Here is a 19,362-nt window from a genome sequence, read left to right as displayed (position 1 = left end):
TTCGAGTTTGTGGAGGTGCTTCTTATGCCCAATCAGGATTCCCGTTCCCCGCAGGCGGAAAAAAGACCGGCGCAGCGCGTCGTCGTGGAGATCTTTGGCGACAGTTATCCCTTGAAAACGGATGACCCGGAGCATCTGAAGGTGCTCGCCAAGGGAGTCGATCAGCTCATGAAACGCACGGCCCGCTCGGTCAGCAGTTTCGACGGCACGAAAATTGCCGTACTCACGGCACTGCAGATCGCCGATGAGTATGACAAACTGAAAAAAGATTACGATGAGCTCGTCGAACTTCTCGACGAAAAGTGAGCGCATCCTGACGGAGCCGCTGCCTTCCTTTTGGGGAGGCGGCGGCTCTTTTGCATGCTTGCATTTATCTTTTCCATATGTTAATATTAGAGTATAAATTTAACAAAAGTTAAATACATAATGCTTGGAGGTTTGACATATGGATATCTTACAGAAACGCATCGGCCGCCTGCCGTTCCTCATGATGAGTCTCGGGATTTATGTGCTGGCCCCATTGTACTTTGCGCATGCCTGGGAGCACCGCACGTTCTGGCGGTATGTCACGGAGCCGCAGGGCTTTCTCTCCGGCTTCTTTCGCGTCCTTGGCGACGGTGTGCCGTGTTTCTTTGTGCACCAGGCGGGCGCCGGCGTCTCCCTCGAGATGACGGCCCCGTTCGGACTTGCGCTGATGCTCGTGACGCTCTGGCGCTGCAACGACTGCCGGGCGAGCCGTCGCTGCCTCGTGCTGCAGTGCCTGCCGATCGCGAGCCTGTTTGCCTTCGTCTACCTGAGCACGCGTCCCGCGTACCGGCCGCGCCGCCGTACGGTCATGCACAGGCGAGAGGAGCTGCGGCAATCTGATTGGCAGGACGAGCTTGACTGTCCGGCGGCCGGACACCGTCACATCGCCTGAAGGCGAGGCTGCCTTGCGCCGCTCGTGGCCAGATGGTAGAATGAGAACAACGCAATGGAGACCGTTCCGCAGTTTCGGACCAAGGGGACGGTACAGGAAGAGAAAGGATGGACATCGTGAAATTCTGTGACAAATTGCTGCAGCTGCGGCGCGCCCGCAAGCTCACGCAGAAAGAGGTGGCGGCTGCCTGCGGCATCACGCGGCAGACGTACAGCGGCTACGAATCGGGCGACCGTTACCCGAAAAAGAAGGATACGTATCAGGTACTGGCTGATTTCTTTGATGTCAGCTTCGATTATCTCTACACCGACGACGAGATGTTCATCGAGGCGGCAGGCGCGCAGTATGGCAGCCGCGGCATGGCCCAGGCCCAGGACCTCGTGAGCCGTCTGGCCGGGATGTTCGCAGGCGGCGAGCTCTCAGACCAGGACCGTGAGGCCGTCATGCGCTCGCTCGAGCGCGCGTACTGGCTGGCCAAGGAAGACAACAAGAAGTATACGCCGAAGAAGTACCGGAAATGAGAGTCTTGAGATGGGAAGTGACGGAACGGGATGAATTCGCTACAGCTTTATCGGAAGGCGCAGCAGGTCAAGGCGAAGTCCGAGGCACGGGATATGCTGGGACTGGCGCAGGAGCTGGGCATCCTTGTCGAGTTTTCCGATGATTACAAGGACTTGCTCGGGATGTACTACAGTCACTGGCATCACCGCTTCATCTTCCTCAACAGCCGCCTCGACGATGACTGGCTGCCGATGGTTGTGGCGCACGAAATCGGGCATGACCAGCTGCACCGCAAGCTGGCGGAGAGCGGCCTGCAGGAGTTCGAGCTCTTTCGCATGAACAACCGTACGGAATACGAGGCGAACGCCTTTGCCTCACATCTGCTGCTCGACAGCGATGAAGTCTACCGCCGCGTGCGGGAGGGAGAGGATATCGATACGATTTCCAAGTGCATGCACTGCAACATCAACCTCATGCTCATCAAGATGCGGGAGATGGCATCCCTTGGCTATGACCTGCGCCTGACGGATACGGCCGACAGCCATTTCTTCAAGAACATTCGCGCCTGATTCCAGCAACTTGCATGTTCTGACGGGTTTTGAGAGAAATGTGCGATTCAATGCAGCGGGGCAGGGTACGGCTGTGCTATAATAAATGAATGGCAAACAGCAAATGACAGAAAGGCGGTTATTCGATGCAGGTTTTGACATGCAAGGAAAAGGCGGGCTGGAACATCTCGCTGGCAGAGCTCACGAGCAGTTCGCTTGAGGAAGTGACCAGGGAGGTCCTGACGGAGTACGGGCTCAATGCACAGTTCCCTTTTACGTATCTCGGCAAGGCATATACGGTATTCTACGACGATGAGATCTTCACGCGCGGCAAGAAGACCATCGTGGCGACGCTCTACCTGCAGGGCGATGCGCAGAAAACCTACCTTGACCCGGAAGGGCCGGACCTCGTCTTCGGCGATTTCGTCATCGCGGGCGGCCATGCCCACGACGGCGCCCTCACGGGACTGGAAGAAGACGATGTCAAGAAGCTCTCGACGTTCATCCTCGAGAGCGAGGCAAAGCTAAAGGAGATGCGCCAGGCCAAGCTGTTTCGTGACAATGAGACGATCCGCTCGGCGCTCGTTCAGCGCCGCTTTGCCAAGTGAGGGCAGGCGACGGATAGAAAGGTAGATGCGTATGCGCAGGCAAGATCGGGAAATCAAGGAATGGGCAGACATCATCGCGGTGATGAAGCGGGCGCAGGTCTGCCGCCTGGCACTCAATGACGAAGACGGCTTTCCGTATATCCTGCCCTTGAATTTTGGCATGGAAGAGCGGGCAGGAAAACTGCGTCTCTTTTTCCACAGCGCCCTGGAGGGGCGGAAACTCACGCTCATGGCCCGGGACAACCGCGCGTCGTTTGAGATGGACGGCAAGCATCAGCTGCAGTACTTTGCCGAAAAGGGATACTGCACGTATGCGTATGAGTCCGTCATCGGCAAGGGGCGGCTCTTCATGGTGCCGGACGAAGAGAAACAGGCGGCACTTGAGTGTCTCATGGATCATTACCATCCGGGTGAGCACGCGTATTTCAATCCCGCGGCCATCCCGCGCACAGCGGTTTACTGCTTGGAGGTTGAAACGGTGTCAGGTAAGCGTAAACTGCCGAAACCAGATAAATGAGTGATTGAATTGATTTTATGACGATTATAGGACACTTTGCCTTTTGAAAGAGGTAAAGTGTCTTTTTGTGAATTGAAGGTACAGAAAAATTGTTTATAATTTGAACACAATAAGAGAGAAAAATAATAAAATCATATTTTTCCTTGACTTTTTCAGAAAATAATGTATCATATAAGTTGTACATGGTTGTATATAGACATACATAGATGTACAGCTCCAATTAGGAGGATGATAGCATGCATGCATTTCAAAAAAAAGGAGCTATTCCGCTTTATACCCAGGTAGCGGACTGGATTCGTGAGCAGATTTATGATGGTACTTGGAATTATGGCGAGCAGATTGTTTCCGAAAATCAATTGGGAGAGATGCTGAAGATCAGCAGAGGAACTATAAAAAAGGCAATTGCTCAGCTTTGTGAAGAGGGGCTTTTGACACAGGTGCAGGGGAAAGGCACTTTTGTTACCGATGATAAGATTTCCTATCCGATGGGGAAAGGACTTTTGTCGTTTGCCGAATCGATGAAGGAACAGAATATTGCTTATACGACGAAAGTCTTGGAAAAGCGCTTTGAACAAGCCAATGCACATATCGCACAGAAATTGCATATTGCGCAAGGCGACACAATTCTTTATTTAAAACGTGTCCGCTATGTAAATGAAGAACCTGTTATGCTCATTGAAAACCGTATCAACATTCAGCTTTGTCCAGGTCTGGAAGAGGTGGATTTTACGACGCAATCGCTGTTTGATGCAGTGGAAAGGATTTCCGGTAGAAAGATCAAATTTTCGGAGGCCCGGTATGCAGCACGGACCGTAGGCATGGAACGAGCCCCGTATCTGGATGTGCATGAAAGTGCGCCGGTTCTTCATCTGGAGCAAATCGTACATCTTGATAATGATGATGTTATTGATTTTGGCAATGTCTGGTTAAAGTCGAATCGTTATTATTTAGGCATGATTTATCAGCGCTAAGTTGCTGGTTTACATGATAGAGTTTATTGGGATAGGTTTTATTCGAAGAAAGGGTGGTATCTTGGCTAATCTGACCTTGCGAGAAGATTGGATCACGACAGGCGTTGAGGCTGGTACGAGAGAGGAGGTGTTTAAGGTACTGGCACAGCCGCTTTATGATGCTGGTTTTGTTCGGGAAGGATTTTTGGAAGGAGTGGAAGAACGAGAAAAGAATTTTCCCACAGGTTTGCCGACTGTTCCGTTTGGCGTGGCGATTCCTCATACAAACCCGCAATATGTCAAGGACAATGCAATCAGTGTGGGGGTATTGAAACATCCGGTAACTTTCACGGTGATGGGGACAGATGATGAGACCACAGAGGTTCGTCTGGTTTTCCTGCTGGCGCTGAATGAGTCGCAAAAGCAGCTCAATATTTTAAAGAATATTACTAGCGTTATAAGTGATGAGAATTTTTTAAAATCTTTTTTGACGATGACACGGAAAGAAATTTATGAAGTGTTAAAGGTAAATTTGGGAGGCGTCATTTAAAATGAGTAAACATGTATTGTTTGTTTGCGCGACTGGTATTGCTACCTCGACGGAAGTGGCAGAGAAAGTTATAGCTTACTGCAAAGAGCGTGGCTTGAAATTTGATTATTCCCAGGCTAATGTTGCCAGTGTCCCAGCTCATGAGGGTGAGGTAGATCTCATTGTTTCTACGACAAAGATCCCGTATGAGGTGTCAGCTCCTGTTGTCCGGGGCTTGCCGTTGATTACAGGTATCGGTGAAGAGAAAACACTTGAAAAAATTTATAATATTTTAAAAGAATGATGGATTGAGAGTGTAATGCTATGCATAAAGGTAGTAAATATGAGAAAACGGCAAATTAATCGCCCGGATTTGGAGAGTCAGAACGATTAATTTGCCGCAGCTAATGATATATACACCCAGTTCCTACACTGGCTATATATATCTACTTCAATAGTATAGCAATTTTCTCATAAGGTCAATTAGAATCTTGGGAGGAGATTTCTATGGACAATTTTGGCAAGACCTTATTGGATGTTGTACAGTTCATTTTGGGGATGGGGCCGACCGTTATGCTGCCGCTAGTCCTCTTTGTACTGGCCATGTTCTTTCGTATCCCGATTCCGAAAGCCCTGCGAGCCTCGTTTACAGTCGGTATCGGTTTTGTCGGTATCTATGCGATCTTTGGTATCTTGACTTCTAGTGTGGGGCCTGCTGCACAGGCTATGGTTGTCAATAGCGGGATTAATCTGCCAATCACGGATCTGGGCTGGCCACCATTGGCTGCCATCACCTGGGGCGGGCCTATCGCAGCATTTGTTATTCCGCTGACAATTATCATCAACATTATCATGGTTGCCTGCCGTCTGACGCGAACCGTCGATGTCGATATGTGGAACTATTGGCATTTTGCTTTGGCTGGCACGTTAGTTTATTACAGCACGGGCAGCTTTGCCCTGGGCATGCTCGCTGCAGCGATCACGGCGGTGGTTATCTTCAAGATCGCAGATTGGAGTGCCCCGATGGTAGCGAAATACTTTGATTTGGAGGGCATTTCCCTGCCGACGCTTTCGTCTGCTGTATTTTTCCCGATTGGTTTGCTGGGCAATATGATTCTGGATCACATTCCCGTCATCAATAAGATCACGATCGATCCAGCCACGGTTCAGAAACGCTTTGGTATTTTCGGTGAGCCGATGATGGTCGGTATCATCCTTGGTGTTATGGTCGGTATTATTGCTCAGTATGATTTAAAAGGTATTCTTACGCTTGGTATCAACATTGGTGCCGTTATGTTTATCCTGCCGCGTATGGTTCGTATCCTGATGGAAGGCTTGCTGCCGCTGTCGGATGCCATCAAGAAGTTCTTGCAGAAAAAATATCCGGATCGCAGCGATTTGTATATTGGTCTTGATATCGCTGTGGCAATTGGTAACCCTGCAATCATTTCGACTGCTTTGGTTTTGACGCCGATTGCCGTTGCTTTGGCCTTTGTGCTGCCGGATAACAACGTTCTTCCTTTGGGCGATTTGGCTAATCTGGCTGTTTTTGCTTCTATGATTGTCCTGGCAACGAAAGGCAATGTGTTCCGTGCCCTGATTATTGCGATTCCTTGTGTCATTATGGATCTTCTGATTGCTACGAATATCGCAACGTTTGTCACGCAGATGGCCGTCGATGTCAATTTCCAGATGCCGGAAGGTTCCAGCGGTATGGTATCGAGCTTCCTGGATGGCGGCAATCCTTATCGTTATTGGGTTATGGAAATTTTTAACGGTAATATGTATGCGCTGATTCTGATTCCGATCATTGCAGCGATTCTGTATTTTGTTTGGAAATCGACTAAGTCAACAGTGTATTGCGAAGGTGAGGAAAAATAATGGACAAGAGTAAGCGTTGTGTTGTTGTCTTGGATATGGGGACGACAAATTGCAAAATGACGCTGTATGGTCTTTGTCCGCTTCGCATCATTCATACGGAAAAATTTCGCACGCCCAAACGTTGTATCGACAATAGAATCGACTATGCCGCGGAGGAGCTGTGGCAAAACATTTGGGATCTCTTGGGCAGGCTTTCCGAGCTTTCTACTGGTCATATCGAAAAAATTGTTCTGGCCAGTGTGGGTGAGATGGGGGTCTTGATTGATGAAGCTGGTCATCGCATCGGCCCCATGATTGCTTGGAACGATTCCAGAGGTGCCGATTACATCAAAGGTCTGTCGGCGGAACAACGATTGGCTATTCATAAGATTTCTGGTTTGCCGCCGCACAGCAATTACAGCTTGGCTAAGATTAAATGGCTGGAAGCACATTACGTAAAGCAGTGGCAGCCGGGCATGTGCTGGCTAAATTTGCCTAATTATATTGCGTTTTTGCTGACAGGTAAACGCCAGATGGAATATACGCTGGCAAGCCGGACGATGGCGTTGGATCTACAGAAAGGTTGCTGGTCTCATCGTTTGACAGAGCTTTTTGCCGTACCTTATGAAATTTTTCCAGAGATTGTATCGGGAAATGCCAGCGAGATTAAACTGGCTCCGGAGGTTGCCGACTCTCTTCATATGGATCCGGAGGCATGTGTCTTGGTGGCCGGACATGATCATATGGCAGGCTCTGTGGCCGTTCACTTAAAACCGGGTGAGCTGCTGAATTCGACGGGGACAACGGAAGGCATTTTGTGTCTGAAGTCTTCGTATCCCATCGGCAAAGCAGAGTTGCAGGCAAAATTGGCCGGTGGGCGGTATATTGATTCAGCGATTTACACCGTATATGGTTCGCTGCAGGCTGCGGGCTTGTCGTTTGAATGGTTTCAGAAAACGTATAATTGTACAGCTGAAAAATTTAACCGCGCATTGTCAAGATTGTTTGCGTCGTATACGTCTGGGCGGCTGGATCCTCGGCAAAAGCCGGTTTTGATCCCGCATTTGAATGGCAGCGGTTCCCCGGATAAGAATGTAGAGGCAAAGGGCTTGCTGTATGGTATGGATGCCCATACGACGGATATGGATATCCTTTTTGCCGTGACGCAGGGCGTCTGCATGGAGCTGAAGCAGTTGTGCCGGTATTATGAGGGAGCGGAACAAAGCGTTATTAAGGTCATTGGACCGGCGATTCGGAATGATCTTTGGCTGCAGCTCAAGGCCGATGTGTTGGGACGTGAGATTCTGGCGCTCGATATTCCCGAGGCAGTTTCGTATGGGGCTTTGCTGGCAGCTTATCCCTCTCTGAAGGATGAAATTCCTGCGGCAGCGGTGCGGCGTTTTTTCCCCGACGAAAAACGGGTGGCTTATTTGGATGAAGTATGGCAGTGTTATCGTGCTTTTTATGATGCAAAGATTCATTGGGAGCATGGAACGATGCGTTTCCAATCTTGACACTAAAATTTTATGGGAGAGGAGTAATAGCATGAAACTGGTTAATGGTTTTGATTTAATGAAATATGCCAAAGAAAAAGGGTATGTATTGCCTGCTTTTAATACGACAAATATGGAAATGACGTTTGCGATTGTCCGGGGCTTGAATGAGGCAAAACTGCCTGGCTATGTGCAGATCTCATCGAATAATCTTCGTCTTTCGGATCCACAGACGATTGCGTATCTCGTAAAGAAGGCGCAGAAAGATCAGGATACGCCGATAGGCTTGCATCTGGATCACGGCAAGAGCTTTCAAGATGTAAAGGCTTGCGTGGATGCCGGATTTACGTCCATTATGATCGATGCTTCCCAGCTTCCGTATGATGAGAATATCGCAGCTGTCAGACAGGCGGCTGATTACTGCCACTTTTACGGAATCCCGGTGGAAGCGGAATTGGGCGCTATCGGCGGCAAGGAAGACGATATTGTCAATGAGTCTAATGCTAAGACAAATCCCGATATGGTAGCCGATTTTGTTGAGCGTACCCATTGTGATACCTTAGCTGTGGCAGTCGGTAATGTACACGGTCTGGTGGCAAAACCGCATATTGATTTGCCGTTGCTGGCTAAATTAGCGGAAGTGTCGCCGGTGCCGCTGGTCTTACATGGTGGTTCTGGTATTCCCTTCGAAACGATTCGTGAGGCACGGAAGTACAATCTGACAAAAATAAATTATGGTGCTGACTTGCGTTCTGCATTAGTTACGACGTTTGGTCAGGCTTATGAAAAAGATCATAAGGAATGCAATCTGATTGAATTGAGCCTTTCATCGGTAGAACATGTTGCAGAACGTGCGAAGTTCCTTGTAGAAGTGATTAATGGAAAAAATGAAAAAATTGCTTGATTAATGGTGAGTTCCCCTTAAACCATATTAATCTCCCGGTGGTATTATATGATAATACATCCGGGAGATTTTTGTCATTCGTGCTTGTGCGATTGAGCGCATAGATCGAGACACGTGGCTTGGGACGACCGAGCAACGTTTGACGGGAAGCATTGTCTGCAGCACTTTGCCGAGAAGGGATATTGCATGTATGGGTATGAGTCCGTGACCGGCAAGCGTAAATTGCCAAAATAAAAATATTCAGCAAGGGTTTTGATTTTACCCTTGCTATTTTTTTGCTTCTATGGTAAACTTTAAATTGTAAATGATATCAATTATCATTATTTAAAAAGAAAAGAAGCAAATAAAGGAGGCTTGTTTATGTCTTTGATCAACAAAGAAGTCAGCGATTTTTCAGCTAAAGCATACCAGCACGAGGCTTTCCGTACCGTTACGAAGGCCGATTTGCTCGGCAAGTGGAGTGTGTTCTTCTTCTATCCGGCCGATTTTACGTTTGTATGCCCGACCGAGCTGGAAGACTTGGAGAATCATTATGCAGCCTTCCAGAAAGCAGGCTGTGAGATCTATTCGGTTTCCTGTGATACGGAGTTTGTCCACAAGGCGTGGCACGATCATTCCGAGCGCATTGGGAAGATCACGTATCCGATGCTGGCGGACCCGACACATGCACTGTCACGTGACTTTGAGGTGCTGATCGAGTCGGCCGGGGTCGCGGAACGCGGTACGTTCATCATCAATCCGGAAGGGAAGATCGTAGCGTATGAGGTCAATGCCGGCAATGTGGGCCGCAATGCAGAAGAGCTGCTGCGCAAGGTGCAGGCCTGCCAGTTCGTGCATGAGCACGGCGATGAGGTATGCCCGGCCAAATGGCAGCCAGGCGCAGAAACGCTGAAGCCGAGCCTTGATCTGGTGGGGGCGTTGTAAATGACAGCGCATCCCGTTAACGAACTTTATGATGTCATCGTGATCGGCGGTGGTCCCGCGGGCCTCACGGCAGCGATTTACCTTGCGCGCGCCTGCTACCGGGTGCTGGTCGTGGAAAAAGAACAGTTTGGCGGGCAGCTCACCATCACCGAACGCGTTGTCAATTATCCGGGCGTGGCGTCCATCAGCGGCGCGGCGCTGACGGACGAGATGCGCCAGCAGGCTGAGGCATTTGGCGCAGAATTCAAGCTGACCGAGGTTACGGCGCTTGACATGGCGGATGACATCAAGACGGTACATACCTCGCAGGGAGAACTGCATTGCTTTGGCGTCCTGCTGGCGGCTGGGGCACATCCGCGCCTGGCCGGCTTTGCAGGAGAGGAAGAATTTCGCGGACGCGGTGTGGCGTACTGCGCGACCTGTGATGGCGAATTCTTCCGGGGGCGGCAGGTCTTCGTGATTGGCGGCGGCTTTGCGGCTGCTGAAGAGAGCGTTTTCCTGACGAAATACGCTTCCCATGTCACCTGCCTGGTCCGCGAAGATGACTTCACCTGTGCGCAGGCCACGGCCGAGGAAACGAAGCAGAATCCGAACATCACGATCCGCACAAATACGGTCGTCGAGTCCGTGACGGGCGATACGGCCCTGCGCACGCTCACATACCGCAATCTCAAGACCGGCGAGAAGACGACGTATGAGGCAGGGGACGGCGAAACGTTTGGCGTCTTCGTCTTTGCCGGCTATGAGCCGGCGACGGAACTCGTCCGGGGGCTGGCAAAGCTCGACCCGCATGGCTACATCATCACGGATGAAACGATGAAGACATCCTGTGAGGGTCTGTATGCAGCCGGTGATATCCGCATCAAACCGCTGCGCCAATGCATCACGGCCGCGGGCGATGGTGCGCTGGCCGCGACGGAATTGGAACGCTATGCCCTGCAGATGCAGAAAAAGACGGGGCTGCGTCCCTTGCGTCCCCTGCGGCAAGAGGCTGCTTCCGCTTCTGCCGAAGAAAAAACGGCTGCGTCAGATATTTTCCAGCCCGAGATCCTTGCACAGCTGCAGACGGTTTTTGACCGCATGGAACATCCTCTGGAGCTTCGCCTGTTCCTGGATGCTTCCCCGGCCAGCCAGGAACTGCGGGCCTACATGGAAGAACTGGCCCGCCTGACGCCGAAACTGTCCGTCACCCTGGCTGCTCCCGGGGAACAGGAGGAAGAGCTGCCCTGCGTCCGTGTCTATCGCAGCGATCATCGCCCCGCCGGCTTTGTCTTCCACGGCGTGCCGGGCGGTCATGAATTCACGTCCTTTGTCCTGGGCCTCTACAATGCGGCGGGCACGGGACAGGCTGTCGAGGCGAAGCTGAAAGAACAGATTCTTGCCTGGCAGAAACCCTGCCATCTGCGCATCTTCGTCAGCCTTTCCTGCACGCTCTGCCCGGAACTCGTCACCGCTGCCGAGCGTCTCGCCACGCTGAATCCGCAGATAACAGTGGATGTCTACGACCTCAACCGTTATCCGGCGCTGCGCGAAGCATACCAGGTCATGAGCGTGCCCTGCTTCCTCATCAATGAGGCAGGCCCTTACTTTGGCAAAAAGAATATCGCCCAGCTCTTTGCACTCTTGCAGCAGGCATGATTGCTGTTTGAGCAGGTACTTTTCCAAAGCATAACTTAGAAGAGAAGACGAAATTTGTCGACAATTTGCGATAAGTTTCGTCTTTTTTGTTTGCTTGTTCGGATTCTGTCGGTTTTCTTACGATAGTTATTTTTTTAACAAATTAGCAAAAAAGTTGTGTCACAGCGCCGAAAGTATGTTATAATATGAACAAATGAAATCAATGAAATAAATGGGAGGATAAATCATGGCTATTGTAATTTTGGGAATTATGATCACGTTTGTTCTTTGCGTTTGCGGTGTATTTACGACAGACTGAGGAATCACGGCATATTCATCCTGATATCCTGTGTTTACTGCGTAAATTCTTCGCTTGTGCTTCTTGTAACTTTTTATGGAGGGATAAATTATGGCTATCGTTGTTTTGGGAATCATGATCACGTTCGTTCTCTGCCTCTGCGGGGTGTTCACGACGGACTGAAGGCTTTGGCAGAAAAAAGTTTTCGGAAGGTTATGATGGCAATTATTCAAATTCAATATGCATATACAAAAACAGGGCCCCTGTCGGCAGATTGCAGCCAGGGAGCCCTGTTTCTTGTCAAAAGGAGAAGTGTCAGCGCGTTTTGCCTGCGGTCAGGCAGGCACCGTTGGTGTGGATGACATCCCGGTACCAGTAGAAGGATTTCTTGCAGTATCGCTTGAGTGTGCCACTGCCGTCATCGTTGCGGTCGACGTAGATGTAGCCGTAGCGCTTGCTCATCTGAGCGGTCGAGGCCGAGACGAGGTCAATGCAGCCCCAGGAGGTGTACCCCATGACGGGAACGCCGTCCTCGATGGCCTCATTCACGGCTCGCAGGTGGTCACGCAGATAGGCGATGCGGTAGTCGTCGTTTACCGTGAGGTCTCCTGCTTCATCGCGGCAGAGCTCGTCCTTGGCGCCGAGACCGTTCTCGACGATGAAAAGCGGTTTCTGCCAGCGGTCGTAGTATTTGTTCAGGATGTAGCGCAGACCCTGCGGGTCGATCTGCCAGCCCCATTCGGAATCCTTGAGATACGGATTTTTCTTGCCGCCGAGGATATTGCCGATGCCCGCTTGGCCGGAAGTACCCTCGCAGATGCTCATGTAATAACTGAAGGAAATAAAGTCCACCGTGTTCTCACGCAGCAGGCGCAGTTCCTCTTCCGTCGTCTTGAGCTCAATCCCGTTTTCTCGGAAGAAGCGTTTCATGTAGCCGGGGTAGATGCCGCGCGCGTGCATATCCCCGAAGAAGTCATTGAAATGGTCGGCCTTCATGACGGCGATGATGTCATCAGGGGCCGGGGTCAGAGGATAGATGGGCATGGCCAGGATCATGCAGCCGATTTTTGCATCCGGCATCATCTCGTGTGCGAGTTTTGTCGCCTTGGCCGAGGCGACGAATTCGTGATGGCAGGCCTGGAAGAGATCCTGCAGCGAAAGCTGCTTTTTCGGTGTCATGATGCCGCCGCTCGTCAGCGGCACGTGCAGGACGGAATTGATCTCGTTGAACGTCAGCCAGTACTTGACCGTGTCCTTGTAGCGCGCAAAGAGTGTGCGCACATAGCGCTCATAAAAGCCGATGAGTTCGTGGCTGGCCCAGCCGTTATATTTTTTCGCCAGGTGCAGCGGTGTTTCGTAATGGGAAATCGTCACGAGCGGTTCAATTCCGTATTTATGGCACTCGGCAAACAGGTCATCGTAGAAGCGCAGCCCCGCTTCGTTTGGCTCAAGGTCGTCGCCATGCGGGTAGATGCGGCTCCAGGCAATCGAGGTGCGGAAAACCTTGAAGCCCATCTCGGCGAATAATTTGATATCTTCCTTATAATGATGATAAAAGTCAATGGCTTTGAGCTTGAGGTTGCCCGAGGTCGGCTCTGCGGTCGGTGGTGAAGAAAAACCATGCGGCAGGATATCCTGGATATCGAGCCCCTTGCCGTCTTCCTGGTATGCACCTTCGCATTGATTGGCAGCGACAGCGCCGCCCCAGAGAAAATTCTTGGGAAATGACATAGAAAAACCTCCTTCTGTCTATGGTCTGATAATCCTTTGTCATTGGGTGATTTTCGCTATCATTGTATCGGCAGCTGATACTTTTGTCAAATGAAAGAGAGAGTTCTCATGATATTTTGTGGACTTTTGTTGCACAATGGTGTAATATGATTACAAAAATAACGCGAAGGAAAGCAGGTATTGTATGTCAATCGAGAAAGTAAAAGCGTTTCTGCAGGACAAGGGATTGCTGGACCGGGTGATTGAGTTTGAGGATTCGACGGCCACCGTCGAGCTTGCAGCGGCTGCGCTCGGTGTGGAGCCCGGCTGCATTGCCAAGTCGATGTCGTTCCTGGTCGATGGCGCACCTCTGCTCGTGCTGCTGGCCGGCGACGTCCGTGTGGACAACCATAAGTTCAAAGCAGCCTTCCATAAGAAAGGCCGCATGATCCCGTTCGATGAGGTGGAGGCATACATCGGTCATGCCCCCGGCGGTGTATGTCCGTTTGCCGTCAAACCGGGCGTGCCTGTTTATCTCGACGTGTCGCTGCAGCGTTTTCCTGTCGTTTATCCGGCTGCCGGCAATGCGCACAGCGCAGTGCGCGTAACGCCGGCGGAGCTCGCACCGCTCGTCGCTTCCGCTGGCTGGGTGGATGTGGCCAAAGATTGAGCCTTGTCAAATCCCGGACATGTGATATAATGTTGATAACTGATAAGAAAGACACGCAATGGAGCGTCATCGCCCCTGCGTGCCTTTTTTGTTTATTCGTTTTCTTCATGATATTTGAGAGGGGGATGCCTTATGCTCAGCTTTCCGCTTTTTTCAGAACTAGAAGCCAAACGTGACACCATCAACCGGAAGTTCCATCGCGAGACGGAGCCACAGGTCATCGAACGCCTGCAGCAGTTCGGCTTCAAGCCGCAGGGGGATGACCACCACATGATGCTTTCCGAGAAAAGCACGGGCAACCATTACCTGCTGACGCTCAGTGCCTATGCGATCACGGTGGAATTCGAGCACATCAAGAACAGAGAGAAGATCACCATCTGCGAGATCAGCAATTTCGGCCTCAGCGCACACAATGTGATGGACATTCTGATCCGTTCCATTGACTGCTGGCTGCAGTATGGCGTCATCTTCGATTATCGCAAGGCGCAGCACTTCGGACTGGAAGGCTGATTGCTTCCCTGCGGCGTGAGGCTTGAACTGGATTTTGCTGTGACCGGGCAGGATATCGCGCTTCCTGACGCGAATACTATATCATTTAACTGATGTGTATTCGATATTTTGAAAGGAAGCGATGGTAACGATGAGAAAACGATGGGGACTTGTTCTGCTGAGCGTGCTGGCGGTTATGCTCTTTGCAGCGGGGTGCGGCCAGGTGAAACTGACGAGTCAGGAAGTCAAGGGCAGCGTGACGAGTCTGCAGATGGATCTGCCGTTCACATTGGAACAGCAGCCACAGGAACAGGCGGCGCAGAACCCCTATGTCCAGTCAATCACGAGCAATATGATCACGCAGGCTAAAGGTATGGATTTTCATATGACACAGTTCACGACGTATGTGCTCAACCAGGAAGCCCTGCAGAAGGCCGGAGCGGAGCAGCAGGCAAATCTGCAGCAGAGACTGCTGGAATCGTATCTGCTGTCTTTCGAGAAACATGTCAAGGCGACGGAACAGTCGCGCGAGAGCAAGTCTGTGAACATTGGGGAGCATGAGGCTACGGTCACAACCTTGTATTGCAAGATGAAGGGGGAGGACGAGGTCATAAAGGTAGTTTTCCTGCCCCTGCCGCAAGAAGACTGGTTCATCTCATTTGCATACCCGAAAGAGCATGAGAAGGATCAGGGAAAACTCGCTGACCAGATTATCGCCAGTATCCAGGTGAAATGATGACGGATTCTTCATGGCTGGCAAGCATGCAAAGAAAATCGAAAAAATCATCTTTTTTTCAGATGACGTAAGGATTTTTTCAGAAAAGCTTGCTACACTATGAGTGTCGAAAGGAAAACATATCCCCAAGGTTTTCCTGCGACAGCGAAGTGAATCCCACTTCCTCCATTTCTCTCAAAAGATAAACGATTCTTTCCCAAAGAAAAAGCGGACTGTCACTATCCCATGACAGCCCGTTTTTCTTTGTCGAATTCCTGCTGATAATTGTCATAGCTGCTGTAAAAAAAGAAATCGATATTTTTCTCCCAATAGGTGTTGACAAGTCAGCGTGAAGCGTGTATCATAATACAAGTCGTCACGAGAGAGAAACGGGCGGACAAATGAGAAAGCCTTGAATGGCAAGCATTTGAAACCATGTTGTTTCGAGTTCAGACAAAAAAGAAATTTTAAAAATATCTTGACAGTCAGAACGATGTGCGATATAATATAAATTGTCGTAAGGAACTGAGTTCTGAAAAGACAAAAGTTGTTCTTTGAAAACTAAACAATGCAACATGAATCATTTGTGATTCAAGCCAGATGTTTTAAAAAACATCGATTGATTATGAACATAAGCAATCGGCAATTTCTTTACTAAGCTTCATTGAAGTTTAGATCCAAAGATAATTAGAGCCAATCAAGGTTCTTCATAAATTTTATGGAGAGTTTGATCCTGGCTCAGGACGAACGCTGGCGGCGTGCTTAACACATGCAAGTCGTACGAGGTGAATTGAAAGCTTGCTTTTGATGAACCGAGTGGCAAACGGGTGAGTAACGCGTAGACAACCTGCCGCAAAGATGGGGACAACAGTCCGAAAGGACTGCTAATACCGAATGTTGTGAGATTCCCGCATGGGGACCTCATTAAAGATGGCCTCTACTTGTAAGCTATCGCTTTGCGATGGGTCTGCGTCTGATTAGATAGTTGGCGGGGTAACGGCCCACCAAGTCGACGATCAGTAGCCGGTCTGAGAGGATGAACGGCCACATTGGAACTGAGACACGGTCCAGACTCCTACGGGAGGCAGCAGTGGGGAATCTTCCGCAATGGGCGCAAGCCTGACGGAGCAACGCCGCGTGAGTGAAGAAGGGTTTCGACTCGTAAAGCTCTGTTGTCGGGGACGAACGTGGAGATGGCAAATAGCCGTTTCCAATGACGGTACCTGACGAGGAAGCCACGGCTAACTACGTGCCAGCAGCCGCGGTAATACGTAGGTGGCGAGCGTTGTCCGGAATTATTGGGCGTAAAGGGAGCGCAGGCGGGAAGGTAAGTCTATCTTAAAAGTGCGGGGCTCAACCCCGTGAGGGGATGGAAACTATCTTTCTTGAGTGCAGGAGAGGAAAGCGGAATTCCTAGTGTAGCGGTGAAATGCGTAGATATTAGGAGGAACACCAGTGGCGAAGGCGGCTTTCTGGACTGTAACTGACGCTGAGGCTCGAAAGCCAGGGGAGCGAACGGGATTAGATACCCCGGTAGTCCTGGCCGTAAACGATGAATACTAGGTGTAGGAGGTATCGACCCCTTCTGTGCCGGAGTTAACGCAATAAGTATTCCGCCTGGGGAGTACGGCCGCAAGGCTGAAACTCAAAGGAATTGACGGGGGCCCGCACAAGCGGTGGAGTATGTGGTTTAATTCGACGCAACGCGAAGAACCTTACCAGGGCTTGACATTGAGTGAAAGGGCTAGAGATAGCTCCCTCTCTTCGGAGACACGAAAACAGGTGGTGCATGGCTGTCGTCAGCTCGTGTCGTGAGATGTTGGGTTAAGTCCCGCAACGAGCGCAACCCCTATCTTCTGTTGCCAGCACGTAAAGGTGGGAACTCAGGAGAGACTGCCGCGGAGAACGCGGAGGAAGGCGGGGATGACGTCAAGTCATCATGCCCCTTATGTCCTGGGCTACACACGTACTACAATGGGATGGACAGAGAGCAGCGAAGCCGCGAGGCCAAGCGAACCCCATAAACCATCTCCCAGTTCGGATTGCAGGCTGCAACCCGCCTGCATGAAGTTGGAATCGCTAGTAATCGCAGGTCAGCATACTGCGGTGAATACGTTCCCGGGCCTTGTACACACCGCCCGTCACACCACGGAAGTCATTCACACCCGAAGCCGGTGGGCTAACCGCAAGGGAGCAGCCGTCTAAGGTGGGGGCGATGACTGGGGTGAAGTCGTAACAAGGTAGCCGTATCGGAAGGTGCGGCTGGATCACCTCCTTTCTAAGGAGAACATCAGTCCCGAGCAGGGATTGAGAGTTCAGGTCGTTCATCTGGCCTAAGTTGCATTGTCTAGTTTTGAGAGAACAACCTCTCAATTACAAATACATACCATAATGGGGGCGTAGCTCAGCTGGGAGAGCACCTGCCTTGCAAGCAGGGGGTCAGGAGTTCGATTCTCCTCGTCTCCACCATTATGGGCCTATAGCTCAGCTGGTTAGAGCGCACGCCTGATAAGCGTGAGGTCAGTAGTTCAAGTCCACTTAGGCCCACCATTAAAAAACAAAATGGTATATGCACACTGAAAACTACACAGAAGAAATAAAATGTATCAAAATCATCGAGTACACATGAACAGTGTGAACAGAATGGTTTGAACGAACATTTTAGGATTCAAGCATAGACATCATAGTGATATGATACCTTTAGCGAACATAAGTTAAGCTACAAAGGGCATATGGCGGATGCCTAGGCGTTCCGAGTCGATGAAGGACGCGATAAGCTGCGATAAGTCATGGGGAGCCGCAAGTAGGCTTTGATCCATGAATCTCCGAATGGGGCAACCCGATGCGAGTTATGTTGCATCATCCATGTGTGACATGGAAGACAGACCTGGTGAACTGAAACATCTATAGGGCCAGAGGAAGAGTAATCAAACGAGATTCCCTCAGTAGCGGCGAGCGAACAGGGAAGAGCCCAAACCGGACATCTTCGGATGACCGGGGTTGAGGACCAGCATCAAGTCAGTCAGGGATAGTCGAACAATCTGGGAAGGTTGAGCACAGACGGTGAAACTCCGGTAGACGAAATCCAGAGCTGATGGGCTGGTATCCAGAGTACCACGAGACACGTGAAACCTTGTGGGAAGCAGGGTGGACCACCATCCAAGGCAAAATACGACGGAACGACCGATAGCGCATAGTACCGTGAGGGAAAGGTGAAAAGAACCGCGGGAGCGGAGTGAAATAGAACCTGAAACCGTATGTCTACAAGCAGTCGAAGCACTTTATAGGTGCGACGGCGTGCCTATTGAAGAATGAACCGGCGAGTTAATTTCAGAGGCGAGGTTAAGCGGGAGACGCGGAGCCGAAGCGAGAGCGAGTCTGAAAAGGGCGCAAGTCTCTGGGATTAGACCCGAAACCACAGTGATCTATGCATGGCCAGGTTGAAGCTCAGGTAAAAATGAGTGGAGGACCGAACCCGTGAGTGTTGAAAAACTTTGGGATGAGCTGTGCATAGGGGTGAAATGCCAATCGAACGTGGAGATAGCTGGTTCTCCCCGAAATAGCTTTAGGGCTAGCCTCAGGTGACACATGGAGACGGTAGAGCACTGATCGGGTAAGGGAGCGTAAAGCTTACCGAGCCTAGTCAAACTGCGAATGGCTTCATGAGAAGAGCCTGGGAGTCAGAATGCGAGTGATAAGACCCGTATTCAAAAGGGAAACAGCCCAGACCGCCGACTAAGGTCCCGAATGCTGTACTAAGTGGAAAAGGATGTAGGACTTCCAAAACAACCAGGATGTTGGCTCAGAAGCAGCCACCATTCAAAGAGTGCGTAATAGCTCACTGGTCGAGAGGCCCTGCGCCGAAAATATCCGGGGCTCAAGTACAGAACCGAAGTTGCGGCGTGAGTGTAGCATCTACAGAGTAACTGAGAGGGCAGATGCGCAGGATGCGGTGTCAGATGCGAGGAAGAGGAACGAGTCATAGCGGTTGCTATGGCGAGTGACGATGACGAAGCAGATGGCAATGCAGACAAGCAGATGCGCTCAGGGGTTCTGTAGATGATACACCCATGGGTAGGGGAGCGTTCTTAATTGGTTGAAGGTTGACCG

General features: G+C 50.6%; 18 protein-coding genes, 2 tRNA genes and 2 rRNA genes (1 of these 22 only partly in view). 21 read left to right on the top strand and 1 reads right to left on the bottom strand.

The window, feature by feature from the left end:
- Positions 1 to 24 precede the first annotated feature (24 nt).
- The 14 genes from DWZ54_RS04235 (at position 25) to DWZ54_RS04170 (ending at position 11,391) form a co-directional block, all read left to right on the top strand.
- Positions 25 to 306, top strand: coding sequence for a cell division protein ZapA (locus DWZ54_RS04235; RefSeq protein ID WP_118014732.1), 282 nt, complete (start codon positions 25 to 27; stop codon positions 304 to 306).
- A gap of 139 nt (positions 307 to 445) precedes the next feature.
- On the top strand, positions 446 to 919 hold the full coding sequence (locus tag DWZ54_RS04230; RefSeq protein ID WP_118474646.1) for a hypothetical protein: 474 nt from the start codon (positions 446 to 448) through the stop codon (positions 917 to 919).
- Between the two features lie 107 nt (positions 920 to 1,026).
- Positions 1,027 to 1,440 carry a helix-turn-helix domain-containing protein gene (locus DWZ54_RS04225; protein WP_118014728.1) on the top strand — a complete coding sequence of 138 codons (414 nt, stop codon included), beginning with the start codon at positions 1,027 to 1,029 and terminating at the stop codon, positions 1,438 to 1,440.
- A gap of 30 nt (positions 1,441 to 1,470) precedes the next feature.
- On the top strand, positions 1,471 to 1,989 hold the full coding sequence (locus tag DWZ54_RS04220) for an ImmA/IrrE family metallo-endopeptidase (RefSeq protein WP_118474645.1): 519 nt from the start codon (positions 1,471 to 1,473) through the stop codon (positions 1,987 to 1,989).
- Positions 1,990 to 2,114: 125 nt separating this feature from the next.
- Positions 2,115 to 2,576 carry a hypothetical protein gene (locus tag DWZ54_RS04215; RefSeq protein ID WP_118474644.1) on the top strand — a complete coding sequence of 154 codons (462 nt, stop codon included), beginning with the start codon at positions 2,115 to 2,117 and terminating at the stop codon, positions 2,574 to 2,576.
- A 31-nt stretch (positions 2,577 to 2,607) separates the two neighbouring features.
- Complete coding sequence (locus DWZ54_RS04210) at positions 2,608 to 3,093, top strand: pyridoxamine 5'-phosphate oxidase family protein (protein WP_118474643.1); 486 nt, start codon at positions 2,608 to 2,610, stop codon at positions 3,091 to 3,093.
- Positions 3,094 to 3,329: 236 nt separating this feature from the next.
- Positions 3,330 to 4,064: a GntR family transcriptional regulator gene (locus tag DWZ54_RS04205; protein ID WP_118474642.1), complete on the top strand. Its 735-nt coding sequence runs from the start codon at positions 3,330 to 3,332 to the stop codon at positions 4,062 to 4,064.
- Positions 4,065 to 4,125: 61 nt separating this feature from the next.
- Positions 4,126 to 4,593: a PTS sugar transporter subunit IIA gene (locus DWZ54_RS04200; RefSeq protein WP_233541615.1), complete on the top strand. Its 468-nt coding sequence runs from the start codon at positions 4,126 to 4,128 to the stop codon at positions 4,591 to 4,593.
- 1 nt (position 4,594) lies between these two features.
- Entirely contained in the window at positions 4,595 to 4,876 is a 282-nt protein-coding gene (locus DWZ54_RS04195; protein WP_118474641.1) for a PTS sugar transporter subunit IIB, read from the top strand.
- A gap of 203 nt (positions 4,877 to 5,079) precedes the next feature.
- A complete protein-coding gene (locus DWZ54_RS04190) occupies positions 5,080 to 6,453 on the top strand; it encodes a PTS galactitol transporter subunit IIC (protein WP_118474640.1) in 1,374 nt (457 codons plus the stop codon).
- Positions 6,453 to 7,946, top strand: coding sequence for an L-fuculokinase (locus tag DWZ54_RS04185; protein ID WP_118474639.1), 1,494 nt, complete (start codon positions 6,453 to 6,455; stop codon positions 7,944 to 7,946). Before DWZ54_RS04190 ends, DWZ54_RS04185 begins: the two co-directional genes overlap by 1 nt.
- Positions 7,947 to 7,977: 31 nt before the next feature.
- The gene (locus tag DWZ54_RS04180; protein WP_118474638.1) at positions 7,978 to 8,829 is read left to right on the top strand and encodes a class II aldolase; all 852 of its coding nucleotides are present in this window, start codon (positions 7,978 to 7,980) and stop codon (positions 8,827 to 8,829) included.
- A 360-nt stretch (positions 8,830 to 9,189) separates the two neighbouring features.
- Positions 9,190 to 9,753, top strand: coding sequence for an alkyl hydroperoxide reductase subunit C (gene ahpC, locus DWZ54_RS04175; protein ID WP_118014720.1), 564 nt, complete (start codon positions 9,190 to 9,192; stop codon positions 9,751 to 9,753).
- On the top strand, positions 9,754 to 11,391 hold the full coding sequence (locus DWZ54_RS04170; RefSeq protein WP_118474637.1) for an FAD-dependent oxidoreductase: 1,638 nt from the start codon (positions 9,754 to 9,756) through the stop codon (positions 11,389 to 11,391).
- Positions 11,392 to 11,983: 592 nt separating this feature from the next.
- Here DWZ54_RS04170 and DWZ54_RS04165 read toward each other — a convergent pair.
- Positions 11,984 to 13,399 (bottom strand): glycoside hydrolase family 1 protein, encoded by a 1,416-nt coding sequence (locus tag DWZ54_RS04165; RefSeq protein WP_118474636.1) that lies wholly within the window; start codon positions 13,397 to 13,399, stop codon positions 11,984 to 11,986.
- Between the two features lie 184 nt (positions 13,400 to 13,583).
- Here DWZ54_RS04165 and DWZ54_RS04160 point away from each other — a divergent pair, with 184 nt between their 5' ends.
- The 7 genes from DWZ54_RS04160 to DWZ54_RS04130 form a co-directional block, all read left to right on the top strand.
- The gene (locus tag DWZ54_RS04160; protein WP_118474635.1) at positions 13,584 to 14,048 is read left to right on the top strand and encodes a YbaK/EbsC family protein; all 465 of its coding nucleotides are present in this window, start codon (positions 13,584 to 13,586) and stop codon (positions 14,046 to 14,048) included.
- A gap of 132 nt (positions 14,049 to 14,180) precedes the next feature.
- The gene (locus DWZ54_RS04155; RefSeq protein ID WP_118474634.1) at positions 14,181 to 14,558 is read left to right on the top strand and encodes an addiction module toxin RelE; all 378 of its coding nucleotides are present in this window, start codon (positions 14,181 to 14,183) and stop codon (positions 14,556 to 14,558) included.
- A gap of 130 nt (positions 14,559 to 14,688) precedes the next feature.
- On the top strand, positions 14,689 to 15,273 hold the full coding sequence (locus DWZ54_RS04150) for a hypothetical protein (protein ID WP_118474633.1): 585 nt from the start codon (positions 14,689 to 14,691) through the stop codon (positions 15,271 to 15,273).
- A 694-nt stretch (positions 15,274 to 15,967) separates the two neighbouring features.
- Positions 15,968 to 17,530, top strand: a 16S ribosomal RNA gene (locus DWZ54_RS04145).
- Positions 17,531 to 17,645: 115 nt separating this feature from the next.
- Positions 17,646 to 17,721, top strand: a tRNA-Ala gene (locus DWZ54_RS04140).
- A 4-nt stretch (positions 17,722 to 17,725) separates the two neighbouring features.
- Positions 17,726 to 17,802, top strand: a tRNA-Ile gene (locus DWZ54_RS04135).
- Between the two features lie 162 nt (positions 17,803 to 17,964).
- Positions 17,965 to 19,362: ribosomal RNA gene (locus DWZ54_RS04130) — 23S ribosomal RNA — on the top strand (it continues 1,714 nt past the right edge of the window).
- Together the 16S and 23S rRNA genes with 2 tRNA genes alongside form the textbook arrangement of a ribosomal RNA operon.

Origin of the sequence: Mitsuokella sp. AF33-22 (genome assembly GCF_003475755.1) — a bacterium.
In the GTDB taxonomy this organism is placed as follows: domain Bacteria; phylum Bacillota; class Negativicutes; order Selenomonadales; family Selenomonadaceae; genus Mitsuokella.
Note: the sequence above shows the minus strand (reverse complement) of the source record. Positions and strands in the feature narration are given on the sequence as shown.